11 protein-coding genes are annotated in these 13,272 nt (G+C 45.9%); 2 read left to right on the forward strand and 9 right to left on the reverse strand.

Annotated elements, in window-relative coordinates; genetic code table 11:
- Positions 1-263: 263 nt before the first annotated feature.
- The gene (locus DEF30_RS09420) at positions 264-1,484 is read left to right on the forward strand and encodes a 6-phosphofructokinase (RefSeq protein ID WP_074912220.1); all 1,221 of its coding nucleotides are present in this window, start codon (positions 264-266) and stop codon (positions 1,482-1,484) included.
- A 67-nt stretch (positions 1,485-1,551) separates the two neighbouring features.
- Here DEF30_RS09420 and DEF30_RS09425 read toward each other — a convergent pair whose 3' ends face one another.
- The 3 genes from DEF30_RS09425 to DEF30_RS09435 form a co-directional block, all read right to left on the reverse strand.
- Positions 1,552-2,592: an AbrB family transcriptional regulator gene (locus DEF30_RS09425; protein ID WP_294098637.1), complete on the reverse strand. Its 1,041-nt coding sequence runs from the start codon at positions 2,590-2,592 to the stop codon at positions 1,552-1,554.
- Between the two features lie 142 nt (positions 2,593-2,734).
- Entirely contained in the window at positions 2,735-5,077 is a 2,343-nt protein-coding gene (locus DEF30_RS09430) for a heavy metal translocating P-type ATPase (protein ID WP_294098785.1), read from the reverse strand.
- A gap of 10 nt (positions 5,078-5,087) precedes the next feature.
- The gene (locus tag DEF30_RS09435; RefSeq protein WP_294098639.1) at positions 5,088-5,465 is read right to left on the reverse strand and encodes a metalloregulator ArsR/SmtB family transcription factor; all 378 of its coding nucleotides are present in this window, start codon (positions 5,463-5,465) and stop codon (positions 5,088-5,090) included.
- A gap of 114 nt (positions 5,466-5,579) precedes the next feature.
- Between DEF30_RS09435 and DEF30_RS09440 the strand changes: the two genes are divergently transcribed.
- Positions 5,580-6,245, forward strand: coding sequence for a TrkA C-terminal domain-containing protein (locus DEF30_RS09440; protein WP_074912281.1), 666 nt, complete (start codon positions 5,580-5,582; stop codon positions 6,243-6,245).
- A gap of 49 nt (positions 6,246-6,294) precedes the next feature.
- Here the strand turns inward: DEF30_RS09440 and DEF30_RS09445 are convergent, their stop codons facing one another.
- The 6 genes from DEF30_RS09445 to DEF30_RS09470 form a co-directional block, all read right to left on the reverse strand.
- Positions 6,295-7,260, reverse strand: a complete 966-nt coding sequence (locus DEF30_RS09445) for an alpha/beta hydrolase fold domain-containing protein (RefSeq protein ID WP_294098643.1) — start codon at positions 7,258-7,260, stop codon at positions 6,295-6,297.
- Positions 7,261-7,267: 7 nt separating this feature from the next.
- A complete protein-coding gene (locus tag DEF30_RS09450; protein WP_294098644.1) occupies positions 7,268-8,185 on the reverse strand; it encodes a glycine betaine ABC transporter substrate-binding protein in 918 nt (305 codons plus the stop codon).
- A 35-nt stretch (positions 8,186-8,220) separates the two neighbouring features.
- On the reverse strand, positions 8,221-8,862 hold the full coding sequence (locus DEF30_RS09455; protein ID WP_294098645.1) for an ABC transporter permease: 642 nt from the start codon (positions 8,860-8,862) through the stop codon (positions 8,221-8,223).
- Positions 8,862-9,500 (reverse strand): ABC transporter permease, encoded by a 639-nt coding sequence (locus tag DEF30_RS09460; RefSeq protein ID WP_294098648.1) that lies wholly within the window; start codon positions 9,498-9,500, stop codon positions 8,862-8,864. Before DEF30_RS09460 ends, DEF30_RS09455 begins: the two co-directional genes overlap by 1 nt.
- A complete protein-coding gene (locus tag DEF30_RS09465) occupies positions 9,500-10,627 on the reverse strand; it encodes an ABC transporter ATP-binding protein (protein WP_294098651.1) in 1,128 nt (375 codons plus the stop codon). Before DEF30_RS09465 ends, DEF30_RS09460 begins: the two co-directional genes overlap by 1 nt.
- 173 nt (positions 10,628-10,800) lie before the next feature.
- On the reverse strand, positions 10,801-13,191 hold the full coding sequence (locus DEF30_RS09470) for an AAA family ATPase (protein ID WP_294098653.1): 2,391 nt from the start codon (positions 13,189-13,191) through the stop codon (positions 10,801-10,803).
- Positions 13,192-13,272: the final 81 nt, after the last annotated feature.

Below are 13,272 nucleotides of genomic sequence, written 5' to 3' on the forward strand. Positions count from 1 at the left end.
ACGACCGTCCACACTTTCAGTCTCAAGTCAGACAGAAAGAAGCTACTCCCTAATACTCATTCAGTCTACTGGAATTTCTTTCCTTTCACAAGAGGCGATGATTCATTAATCAATCTCTTAACGTGGATTTAACTTTCAACGATGGCATTAGGCTTTGCAGCACCAGAATCCAGATAAAAAGTTCCAATATACTGGGGAAATGTTTCAGTTTATGATAAAATAAAAGAAAATTCTCACATTTCAGCAAAAGGCAGGTGCAATGAATGAAACTGGAAGGTAAAGTGGTGGTCGCTCAAGGAGGCGGACCTACCGCAGTCATCAATGAATCCCTTGTGGGGGTTGTTCTGGAGTCCAGAAAATTTCCACAGATCACAAAAGTCTATGGCGCTGTCAATGGTGTTCGAGGAATCATCAACGAGGATTTTCTTGATCTTACCCAGGAAACCACCAACAATCTGGAACGGGTGGCCGTGACTCCCTCTTCCGCCCTTTTCTCCACAAGAGACAAGCCGGACAAAGCGTACTGTCAAGAGATTTTTAAAGTATTCAAAGCCCATGATGTGCGGTATTTTTTCTACATCGGAGGCAATGATTCAGCAGATACCGTCCGCATTGTAAATGAAGAAGCAGAGCGCTCCAATTACGAATTCAGAGCCATCCATATCCCAAAGACCATCGACAACGATCTCATGGTCAACGATCATACACCAGGCTATGGTTCTGCAGCAAAATTTGTTGCTCAAAGCTTCATAGGACTGAATCTCGACAACCGTGCCCTTCCCGGAGTCCACATCGGAGTAGTCATGGGCAGACACTCAGGCTTTCTCACGGCCGCTTCCTCCATCGCCCAGAAGTATCCGGACGATGGACCACACCTCATTTATGTGCCTGAAAAAGCCTTCCGAATGGATCATTTTCTCACGGATGTGAAAAAGATCTACGACCGTCACGGCAGATGCATCGTCGCAGTTTCCGAAGGGGTTGCTGATGAAAACGGAGTTCCGGTTCTAGAGAAACTGGGCAGCCGTGAAAAAGACTCCCATGGAAATGTTTCCCTTTCTGGCACCGGTGCTTTGGGTGACCTCCTTGTAAAAGAAGTGAAAGAGAAGCTCAGCATCGGAAGAGTCCGTTCCGATACCTTCGGTTATCTCCAGCGCTCCTTTATGGGTTGTGTCTCGGATGTGGATCAGCGTGAAGCAAGAGAAGTAGGTGAAAAAGCAGCTCAGTTTGCCATCTGGCAGAATGTGGACGGGTCCATCACCATCCATAGAACCGGATACTACTCCGTAGACTACAAGCTCAGCAGCCTGAAAGAAGTAGCCGCAAAAACAAAACTGATGCCGGAAGAGTTCCTGAACAAGGAAGGAAATAATGTCACCGATGCCTTCAAGTATTATCTGACACCGCTTCTTGGCTCCAACATGCCTTCAGCTTCCATGCTTCGGGCACCTAGGGCTGACAAGATTCTGAACTTAAGAAAATAACAAGAAAAACTCCACTATCCTCGCGCTGCATGGGCGTAAGATAGTGGAGTTCTTTATCTCTTTGGATTTAGGAAAACCACTGGGACACAAAATTAAAAATCTGCGGAAAAATGGAGATGGCTCCGATGAGCCTCGCGATCTGGATCATAGCTACATCTGAACCTGAAACCCCAAGATCTGAGGCGATCAGCGCCATGTCAGAAGCTCCTGCAGGGGAGGAGGATAAGATGGCTTGGGATAGAGGAATCGCGAACTTCACCGAAATATAATGTCCAAGAAGATAACAGGCAAGAAGATTGAATCCAACCAGAATCAGAGCGGGAATCAGTAGAAACTTCAGCTCGAGAAAATCCTGATATCCGAAATGACTGCCAATGTAGGCCCCAGAAAAAAGCTGTGCCAGCCGTTTAAACCAAATGGGAAACGTCACTTCGACATGAAGCATTTTTAGAAGGAGAATGGAGATCATGGCAAATAGAAGGGTGCCTGCAGGAATGCCCAGGTTTTTCCCGAGCAGTCCGCCCAAGAGCGCAACTGCCAAGGAGATCCAAAGCTTTGGTGTCCCAAAGGGCGGCTCTTTTTTCTCAATAAGCTCTTGCTGCCCGGACGGCTGGGAAGCTCCTCTGCCCTTTTCTCTTTTTACAAGAAGAGGAATCATACCAATACCTGAAATCAGCCTCACGAACTGAAGCACGGTGACCTTTGTGGCATCGGCCCCTAAATCTGCAGCAATCAGCGGCGTATCGCTGATTCCCCCAGGAATGCCACACAAAAAAGAAGTGAGCAGATCCAAAGGGCTGACCAGATAAATAAGGATTCCCACAAGCACATTGGTGGCGAATAAACCACCAAGAAGCACCAAAATAGGACGCACAAGATCTTTAAGTCTTCCAAAGTTCTCCCTTTTCACCGTCATCCCTATATAGGCGCCCGCAATACACTGGGCAAGAAATCTGAATTCAGGCGGGATATCCACCAAGGACGTGTTGATATTAAGAAGTGCCACTGTCAGCACACTGCCCAGCATCATCCCTCCAGGAACCCTCAGTTTCTGAAGGAGAAATCCTCCTAAGAATGCTGCAGCAATGGTTATTAGCAAATTTTCCATACTATAATCCTCATCTTTTATACATATTTCTATCTTTATTATAGTACTTGCCATGCGGCTTCGAAGACGTTATCAAATAATATACAGTAAAAAAACAGTAAAACCTGCTTTCTGATGGTTCGAACAGAAAGCAGGTTTTTCCTTATAAGTGTTCCGTTTTCATGACTCTCATGGCATTGAGGACCGCGATGACCGTGACACCCACATCCGCGAACACAGCCTCCCACATACTGGCAACACCTAAGGCGCCAAGAAGAAGGAAGATGCCTTTCACACCAAGTGCAAAGACGATGTTCTGCCATACAATGCTGCGGGTTCTTCTAGCAACCTTCAGGGCTGTGACGATCCTCATGGGCTCATCGGTCATCAGAACCACATCTGAAGCTTCTATGGCCGCATCGGAGCCAAGAGACCCCATAGAGATGCCAATATCCGCCTGAGCCAGAACGGGTGCATCATTGATGCCATCTCCCACAAACACAATCTTTCCTGAGGTTTCTTTTTTCAGCTTTTCAAAGACTGATACTTTATCTTGTGGAAGAAGCTCTGTGTAGACTTCATCAAGGCCCAAAGCAGTTCCAATTTCCTCTCCCACCCGCTTCAAATCTCCAGTGAGCATAACAGTTTTCCTGATACCCATTTCTTTCAGCGCTTGGATGGTTTCCATGGCACCCTTCTTGATGGTATCAGAGATCACGAGTGCTCCAATGTACTGGCCACCTTCGGAGAGATACACTAAAGTTCCTCCAAAAGACAGCTGGGGTACGGTGACTCCTTCTTTTTCCATCAACCTTCTGTTACCTGCAAATATGGTTTTCCCATCAAGTGCAGCTTTGATGCCGTGGCCGGCTATCTCCTCATAAGAGGAGATTCTTCCTCTATCCAGTTCTTTTCCATAGGCGCTGACGATGGAGAGAGAAATGGGATGACTGGAGAACGACTCCACATAGGAAGCTTTTTCAAGAAGTGCTGACTCAGATAGGTTTCCTTCAGGCAGAATTCTCGTCACTGTGAACCTACCTTCTGTAAGAGTTCCTGTCTTGTCAAAGACCACAGTCTCCACTTCGTTCAGCGCTTCCAGATAGTTTCCACCTTTCACCAGAACCCCTCTTCTGGACGCGCCTCCGATGCCGCCAAAAAATCCCAAAGGAATGGATACGACCAGTGCACATGGACAGCTGATCACAAGAAACACCAGAGCTCTATACGCCCACATGGAGAAGGAGTCTCCAAGAAGCATAGGTGGAATCACCGCCAGCAGCAGTGCGGAAACTACAACAAACGGTGTGTAGTATCTGGCAAACTTTGAGATGAAACTCTCCGTCGGCGCTTTTTTTCCAGAAGCATTCTCCACAAGCTCCAAAATCTTAGAGACAGCCGAGGCTCCAAACTCTTTTGTCACTTCTACTTTTAGAAGACCATTTTGGTTGATGAATCCACTGAGGATCTCACTTCCCGATTCCACATCCCTTGGCATCGACTCCCCAGTGAGTGCAGAGGTGTTCAGGGAAGAGGCTCCTTCAACGACCACGCCGTCCAGTGGTACCTTCTCTCCTGGCTTCACCAGGATCACATCTCCAGGTTTCACTTCTTCTGGTGATACCTTCACTGCAGCACCCTCTTTGATCAGATTGGCATACTCCGGACGGATATCCATAAGATCTGCAATGGATCTTCTCGATCTTTCCACCGCCATGGACTGAAACAGTTCTCCCACCTGATAAAAGAGCATCACGGCCACGCCTTCTGCATATTCTCCAATGATAAAAGCGCCAATGGTTGCTATAGCCATGAGAAAATTCTCATCAAAAACCTGTCCTCTTACAAGATTTCTGACTGCACGAAGCACAATCTCCCCGCCCACAAGAAGGTAAGACAAGAGGAAAAGAAGCAGCCTTAAGGTGCCACTGACGGGAATCAAAGCACCTGCCAAAAGGAGAAGTCCACTGAGGACAATCATGGACAGGTCTTTTCCATGGACACGGAGGATTCTCTGATACTCTCCTTCTATCTGTTTTTCTTCCGTACCAACCAAGATCAGCTTAGTATCTTTCTCAATGGTTTCTATGATTCCTGACATTCTGTTTTTGTCTTCCATAGAAAGAGCTCCTTCTTTAGGCAGCACTTTTAGCTTTCTTGTGGCAAAATCAATGGAAACAGACTCCACAGCTGGAAGCTTCGAAATCTCCTCTTCCATTTTCATGGCACAGTTTGCACAGCCAAGACCTTCTAGAAGAAAGATTTCCTCTACAGTTTTATTCTTCTTTTTTTCCTTTACCACCACATCCGGTTCATGACGATGCACAATATGTTCGGCCTTCTTCATAAGATCTTCATCTTCATGAGCGCCATAGGTAAGGGTAAGGGTTTTTGTCGCAAAGTTCACCTCTGCTTTTACACCATCCAGAGCATTCATCTCATTCTCTATTTTTAAGGAACAGTTTGCACAGTCCAGACCTTCTAATATCAGTTCTTTTTTCTTCATTTCCACTGCATCACACCCCGCTTCCTTCTGATACATGTTCCATAGCCTGATCAAAAATGGTGCGCACATGCTCGTCCGCCAGGCTGTAATAAACGATTTTCCCTTCTCTTCGATTCTTCACAAGCTTTGCCTGTTTCAGCACACGAAGCTGATGGGAAATCGCAGATTGGGTCATATTGAGGGCATACGCCAGATCACAGGTGCACATTTCATGAGCATCCAGTGCCCACAGAATTCTCACCCTGGTGGAATCCCCAAAGACCTTAAACAGTTCTGCAAGATCGTAAAGACTTTCCTCCGCTGGCATTTTATCAAGTACTATATTTAGAACATCTTCATGGATGACATCACAGTCACATCTCTCCGCTCTCATGAAATCAGCCTCCATTTTATTTCAATTTAACGATTGAATGATTGTTCAATCGTTAAATTGAGTATACGCTGCGGAAGATGCTCTGTCAATATGGAACTGACTCTAGAAAGCTGTAGATCCTATGATATAATGACAGTAAGAATAGAAAATGGAGTGATCACCTTGGAAAAAGAAGGACGAGTTAAGGTACCCAGATATAAGCAAATTGCACTAGATATCGCTTCCAGAATCGCAAACGGGGAGTTTCCGGAAGGCTCCAAGATTTTTGGCCGTTCCTCCATGGCCGGTGAGTACAATGTTTCCCCTGAAACCATCCGACGCGCCATCATTCTTCTGGAAGATATGGATGTGGTTCAGGCAACCTTAGGCAGCGGAGTCCAGATCCGCTCCAAAGAAAATGCCCACCGTTATATGGAGAGCAGTCAGAGCAAAGAGAGCATCTCCTCCTTGAGAGAAGAAGTCATCTCCCTTCTGGAGCAGAAAAAAAATATTGAAAATGAGATTATGGAGATCATCGACAAAATCATTGATTACTCAGAACGTCTGAAGAACACCAACCCTATGAATCCAGTGGAAATGGGACTTCAGGAAGATTCCCATCTCATCGGTAAAACCATCTCAGAAAGCAAGTTCTTTCAGAAAACAGGAGCCACCATCATCGGTATACGACGGGACAAAGAGCTCATTCTCACACCAGGCCCTCAGCTGCAGTTCCATAAAAATGACAAGCTTCTTTTGGTCGGTTCTTCTGAAATCATTGAGATCGCGAAAAAATATCTGAAAAATGAAATATAGCCCATAAAAAACGCAGTTCAGATTTCCTGAACTGCATTTTTTATGGGACTTATTCACTGCTTACTTTTTTATAAAATGAAGCAGCATCCCTGATCGCTTTTTCTGAATCCTTCATCATCCTGCTGTAATGCAGGAATCCATGGAGAACTCCATCATACTCCACATACTCTGCCTGTAGGCCATGCTCTTTCAGTATTTCAAATAAAAGAGAGGAATCATCCGCTAAAGGGTCCAATGTGCAGGAGAGGATGAATGCAGGAGGGAGTCCATAGGTGAGATCACTCAAAAACAGGTTCCTTAATGGATGTTCCCGATCCTTCTCATCACAAAACAGTGTGCTGTAGGAATGAAGAGCGCTCAGCGTCAGACCATCATACTCATTTCCATAAAGCCTCATAGACCTGGAATCCTGTAGACCGTAGCTGCCATAAAAGAGAAGGAGCGACCGTATCGCATCGGTTTCTCCTCTGTCCCGAAGATAAACAGCCGTGGCAAGAGATAGGTACGCTCCTGCAGAGTCTCCGGCAAGCGAAATGTTTCCAGAATCGATCCCATAGCGTGCACCGTGGTCCTTGAGATGCTGAAGCACCGCTGCACATTCATGAATCTGCACTGGAAATTTCACTTCAGGCGCTAAGGAATAATCCATGCTGAGAACCACAGCTTTTGTCAGATGTGCCAGTCTTCTCTGTATACCATCATGGGTCTTCAGACTGCCCACTACAAAACCACCGCCATGAATGAATAAAATAGCCTTGTTATGAGGTCGATTCACGGGATCGTATAATGTGCAGGAAATGCGTCTCCCTTCATAGTCCACAAAAATCTCTTCCACCCTCTCCATGACAGGTCCCCCTTCATTGAAGAAGCTTCTTGAAGCCTCATAGGCTTCCCGGTCTGTGAGATTCTCCTCTCCAGAACGGATTCTGTCTTTTCTTTGTCTCTCCTCGAAGTCCATGACCTTCTTCATCTCAGGAGAAACCCTGCTGAGAATGTTTGCTTTGTTTTTCTCCATGATCGCCCTACTTCAGAAGGCCTTTCTCCACAAGAAACGTCTTGGCTACATCCTTAGGCTCTGCACCTTCCGCATCCACCTGGAAATTCATGGCAATCATTTCCTCGTTGCTGATCTGTCCTTCCAGCATCAGAAGCACCTCTTTCAGATTTGGCGCCGCCTCTTCATACTCTTCAAAAAGACTCTCTCTATGGAAGAAAGCTGCATAGTACTGGGGGAAAAACTTCAGATCATCCGTGAGAATCCTAAGATTCGATTTCTGATTCAGTCCATCTGTAGAATATACCATGGTCACATCAATGTTCTCATTGTCAATGGCCGCATACTTCAGCCCGATGTCCAGTGACACACCATCTTCCCAGCTGATGCCATAGTGTTCATTGAAAGGATTGAATCTCATGGTACCTTCCTCATCAAAAAATTCATGTTCTGCACCAAAAACAAGGTCCTCCGTAAAAGGCTTCAGGTCACTGATGGATTCAATCCCATTCTCCATTGCAAACTCTTCCTTCACGCCAAGGGCATAGGTATTTTCAAACCCGAACTTTGATGTCAGCGTAAGACCTCTATCCTCCACACCCTTTGCAATGGCAAAATCATAAAGATCTTCCCCTTCAGGAACATCACTGGGATCATATCCCAGAAGCGTTGTGAGAAGAGTTCCATCATAGCTCACATAAAGATCCACTTCTTTGCCCACCATGGCATTTCCGGCTGCCACGGTATTCATAGAATCATGAAACTTGACCTCAAGGTCTGTATTCTCTTCAATAAGCATTCCTGCCATTTCGGCGATGATATCAATCTCCGCAAACTGCCCACGTAGAATGGTGATGGATTTTCCATCCTCTTTCTGTCCACAACCCGCTAAAACACCAAGGGTTAAAATCATGGCTGCTGCCACTGCTGTAATTTTCTTTTTCATATCCTTCTCCTTCTTTCTTCAATGATGCGTCAGTTCTATACTATTTCTTTTCCTTGCAAAGTACTGTCTTCTTCCAGAACTGTCTGGGTTCTTCTGGCTTTGAGTCTTTTTTCCACATAACCCATACCAAAGTCAAACACCACAGCCATAACCATCAGTGCCAATGTAGCTTCCAGAAGTGTATCCATATCCTGGATGAGAATGGCTCTGTTGATGACTGAGCCTAGTCCTCCACCGCCAACCACTGCACCGAATACAGCTGTACCAATGGACGTCACGATGGCAATTCTGATTCCTGTGAAAATCATTGGAAATGCCAATTGAAGCTCTACACTGATGATTTTCTGAACCTTTGTCATCCCCATGCCCGTGGCTGCCTCTTTGATGGCAGGGTCCACACTGGTGAGCCCCACATAGGTGTTTCTCACCACTGGCAGAAGGGAATACAGGACAATTCCAATGATGACGGTGGTGCTGGAAGACCCCGCAACAATGCTTAGTACCCCCAAAAGCGCTAACACAGGAATGGTCTGAAGTATATCCACGGTCCATAGGACGAAAGGTCTCACGGGTTTATACAGATAGGTGAGAATCCCAAGCACAAGTCCAAAAATGATGGTAAACCCTGCGGCCATGCCCACCAGATACAGGTGCTGAAGCACTCTTTCCATGGTCATCAGCTCCGACCTCCTTTCAGTCCCCTAGGCGTTACCTTTGCCTGAATGAAGTCAATGAGAAATCCCAATAAAATCGCCAGCACCGCTGCAGGGATTGCTCCTCCGATGATGAGAGTATTGTTGTTCGTATCAATGCCTCTATAGATAAACTCTCCCAATCCACCAAGACCAATCATGGCTGCTAGAACTGCCCAGGACACGGTATAGATGGTGGACATTCTAAGACCGCTGAATATTGACGGCATTGCCAGAGGAAGCTCCAATTTGAATAGGATCTGCCAATTGCTCATACCGCATCCTCTTGCCGCTTCAATGAGCCCTTTGTCCACACTGAGTATTCCCGTATAAGTATTCTTCAGTATGGGAAAAAGAGCATAGATGGAAAGGGCAATGATCACCGTGGCTGGCTGTATGCCAATTCTGATGAACAGCACACCAATAAAAACCAGACCAGGAATGGTCTGAAAAATACTCACCACAGGGATGATGACACTGGAGAGCTTTGGCACCCTGGATAGGAGTATGCCAAGAATCAGGGCCACTACAAGTCCGATACCCACAGACACAAAGACATACTGCAGGTGCACCACAATCGCTTCCAGGAGTTTTTCTCCATAACGTTCTAAAAAATCTGCCATCAGCTCTCCTCACCTCCCCATATGACACTGGCCAGAGCCTTGGTCATACTGGTTCTTGTGATGATTCCGGCAACAGTGGAATCTCTATTCAGCACCACTATGTAGTTGTACTTGGATGCAATGAGCAGCTCGAAGGCTTCCTTTGCGTTGGTGGATGTGCGTACAGAGGGAACCTTCGGATCCACCAGATGTTTTATGCTCTGCCCTGGCTTACCTTCTTTGGCCAGTTTCTCTATGGTCACAACCCCGCGGTACTTATTGTCCTCTTCGCCGATGACCACTGCAGAATCCAGCTCCCTCTGCTTCATGAGTTCCACAGACTCCAGCATCTTCTTCTCTTCGCTGACAGTAAGGACTCTCCTTTTCATGACATCCTTACAAGTGAGATCATCTCCTGAAACGGTGTAGGAAAGTTTACCCATGAAGTTTGCAATCATTGGATCAGCAGGGTTTCGGAGCATTTCTTCAGGACTTGCAGCTTGCAGAATTTTTCCATCTTTCATAAAAACAATTTTATCTGCGAGCTTCACGGCTTCATCCATATCATGAGTGACAAAGATGATGGTCTTTTTCAGTTTCTTCTGAAGCACCTTCAGCTCATCCTGAAGATTCTCACGGGTCATGGGATCCAGAGCCCCAAAAGGCTCATCCATGAGAATGACCGGCGGCTCTGCTGCCAAAGCCCGGAGAACGCCGATTCTCTGCTGCTGGCCTCCACTCAGTTCATTGGGATACTTATTGATGTTCTCCCGGTAAGGCATTCCCACCATCTCAAGAAGCTCTTTAGCTCTCCGGTTTCTTTTCTCTTTGCTCCATTTGAGAAGCTTAGGGACCACCGTAATATTTTCCCCAATGGTCATATTGGGAAAAAGTGCAATCTGCTGAATCACATATCCAATATTTCTTCTCATCTCCACTGCATCCATCTCATTGATGTTCTTACCATCCAGATAAATACTGCCGCTGTTCAATTTAATGAGCCTGTTGATCATTTTGAGAGACGTTGTTTTTCCACATCCCGATGGTCCGATAAAAACCACAAACTCTCCCTCATTGATGGTGAGATTGAGGTTATCCACCACAGTAACATCATTATATTTTTTTGTTACATTCTCGTAAATTATCAAAATGACACCTCCACGCATTATTATTTAATAAATCCATATTCATTATAGTACGATAATCACCATGATGCAACCTCATTAAGTTTTTGGAGTTGTCACTTAGAGAAACCAAAGAAAAAAAGACAGAACTCGCATCCAGAATCTGTCTCTTTTCTTTCCCATTATTCTATGATATTTTATTCTCTTTTTGCTTCCATGGCTTTTTGAAACTTCCTGATTTTACGAAAAGCCAGATCATAGACGCTTCCAGGGAGAAACTCACCATTCTGATACCCGGCAGGGCGGCCCATGAGGATCTCCACCCCTTCATGGATATGTTTTACGGCATAAATGCTGAACAGTCCCTTACTCACCGCTTCTATGACCTCCTCCTTCAGCATCAGATGGCTGATGTTCTGTACCGGAATCAGGACACCTTCCTCACCTGTGAGCCCTCTTTCCCTACAGATGTCAAAAAATCCTTCGATCTTTTCTGTCACACCACCGATGGGCTGAATCTCTCCTTTCTGGTCCACAGATCCTGTCACCGCAATGGATTGGCGGATTGGAACACCAGAAAGACTGGATAAGATGGCATACAGCTCCGTGCTGGAGGCGCTGTCTCCTTCTACGCCACCATAGGACTGTTCAAAAGTCACTTGTGCTGTGAGACTGAGGGGTGTATCCTGAGCAAAAAGCCCACCAAGATACCCGGATAAAGTCAATACGCCTTTGGTATGGATCTTGCCGCTCATTCTGGTCTCCCTTTCAATATTGATGACCCCTGCATCCCCCACATAGGTTCTTGCGGTGATTCTTGATGGCATACCAAAGCTGTATCCACCTGTGCTCAGCACAGATAGGCCATTGATCTGCCCGATCTCTTCCCCTTCTGTTTTTATATGGATCACATCTTTCAGAATCTCTTCTTTCATGCGGTCTTCAAAGAGGTTCTCTCGATGCCTCCTTTCTTTCAGTGCCTCCAGAACATGTTTCTCCTCTACCCTTTCCGTGCCATCTGCTCTCGCTGCGGCTTCCGATTCATAAATCACTTCTGTCACTTTATTGAATCTGGTGGTCAGTTTACTTTGATCTCCAGCAATTCTTGTGCCATACTCCACAATTTTGTCCATGGCTTCCAGACTGAAGGAACTCAGTCCTTCTCTCGTGCAGAGCTCTTCCACAAAGGCTGCGTATTTCAGCACATTCTCTGTTGTTCTTTCCATCTCCAGATCAAAATCCACCCGAACTTTAAACAGCCTTTCCAGGTCCTCATCCATTTGGTACAGATAATGATACAGCTCCGGATCGCAGATGATGATGACCTTCAGCTTCAGTGGAACAGGTTCCGGTCGAAGGGTTCCAGAAGGAATCAGCCTGTACTCTTCACCAATATTCTCCACCACCGCCTGGTCATGCTTCAGCGCTTTTTTCAGTGGCTCCCAGACATTGGGATCTCTTAGAATATCTCTCATCTGAAGTATAAGAAATCCACCATTGGCTCTATGTATAGAACCAGGCCGAAGCATCGTGAAATCTGTCTCCACGGAAAGCATATGGGACGTATACTCCAGTTTTCCGAAAAGATGGTAATAGGTTGGATGGCTTTCGTATACCACAGGTACTCCCTTACACTCTTCATTATTGACAAAAACATGCACCTGATATTTGAGAAGCGGATTCTTTTCCGGAGCTGAAAACATTCTCTGGGGCTTCTCTTCTTCTTTCTGCCGTGGTCCCCTGAAGGGAGCATAATTCTTCCCAAGATCCTCTGTGAGGTCAAGGAGATGGTTTTCTATCTTCTCATATCCGCGGTATCTTTCCTGAAGCCTGGCAATCCTCGGGCGGACGGCTTCCAGCACATAGGTTTCCTCGATTTTTCTCAGATATTCTCTGGCCTCATCTTCCAGACGCTGACTTTCCTTCAACGTATCATCCAGTGCTTTGGTCAGTTTTCTGCCTTTCTCATCGAGATTCTTTCTCTCCTCTGGACTGAGCTTTTCAAAACTGTCTGGTGCCATCTGCTTCCCGTCTTTCAGTGGAATAAATACAAATCTTGGTGGTACAGGCTTCATGAGAAACCCTTCCTTTTCAGCATCTCTTTTCATCCCGTCATACAGTGCATCCAGTTTCTCCTGAAGCTTCAGAACAATCTCATCTCTTCTCTTCTCATAAGCCCCATCTTCAAAAACCTTAGGAATGATGCTTTTCAAATCTTCTATGAACTCCTCCATCTCTCTTTGGAACTTCTTTCCTTCGCCCATGGGAAGCTCTACAATGATGGGTCTGTCTTCCGCTCTGAAGTTGTGAATGTAGCAGTAGTCCAGAGGTTTCTCCTTCTTTTTCTTGGAAAACTCTTTGACAATGGCTTCTGTATAGGAGGTTCTACCGGTTCCCGGTGGACCCACCACAAAAATATGATACCCTTTCGCTTCCATGTGAAGCCCAAACTCCATGGCTCTGGTGGCTCGTTCCTGCCCGATGACGCCCTTGGTCATTGGCAGCGTCTTCCTGTTTGACATGAGCTGAAGTTCCTCCAAGGAGCAGCGCCTTGTGAGTTTTTCCACTGGTACTTTGTACTGATCCATCTTCTTCTCTCCTCTCATAATGAAAGCAATTGAAAACACCCTAAAAGAATCTCTCCTTTAGGGTGCACCATTGTTGTTTCT

Source organism: Proteiniclasticum sp. (assembly GCF_003514505.1).
Lineage (GTDB): Bacteria > Bacillota > Clostridia > Clostridiales > Clostridiaceae > Proteiniclasticum.

Bases quoted from the DNA above. Each gene is read 5' to 3' on its own strand.
- DEF30_RS09450 (WP_294098644.1), bottom strand. From the start codon at position 8,185: ATGAAAAAGAAAATTACAGCAGTGGCAGCAGCCATGATTTTAACCCTT.
- DEF30_RS09430 (WP_294098785.1), bottom strand. From the start codon at position 5,077: ATGAAGAAAAAAGAACTGATATTAGAAGGTCTGGACTGTGCAAACTGT.
- DEF30_RS09460 (WP_294098648.1), bottom strand. From the start codon at position 9,500: ATGGCAGATTTTTTAGAACGTTATGGAGAAAAACTCCTGGAAGCGATT.
- DEF30_RS09455 (WP_294098645.1), bottom strand. From the start codon at position 8,862: ATGACCATGGAAAGAGTGCTTCAGCACCTGTATCTGGTGGGCATGGCC.
- DEF30_RS09440 (WP_074912281.1), top strand. From the start codon at position 5,580: ATGACAGTAAGAATAGAAAATGGAGTGATCACCTTGGAAAAAGAAGGA.
- DEF30_RS09445 (WP_294098643.1), bottom strand. From the start codon at position 7,260: ATGGAGAAAAACAAAGCAAACATTCTCAGCAGGGTTTCTCCTGAGATG.
- DEF30_RS09470 (WP_294098653.1), bottom strand. From the start codon at position 13,191: ATGGATCAGTACAAAGTACCAGTGGAAAAACTCACAAGGCGCTGCTCC.
- DEF30_RS09435 (WP_294098639.1), bottom strand. From the start codon at position 5,465: ATGGAGGCTGATTTCATGAGAGCGGAGAGATGTGACTGTGATGTCATC.
- DEF30_RS09425 (WP_294098637.1), bottom strand. From the start codon at position 2,592: ATGGAAAATTTGCTAATAACCATTGCTGCAGCATTCTTAGGAGGATTT.
- DEF30_RS09420 (WP_074912220.1), top strand. From the start codon at position 264: ATGAAACTGGAAGGTAAAGTGGTGGTCGCTCAAGGAGGCGGACCTACC.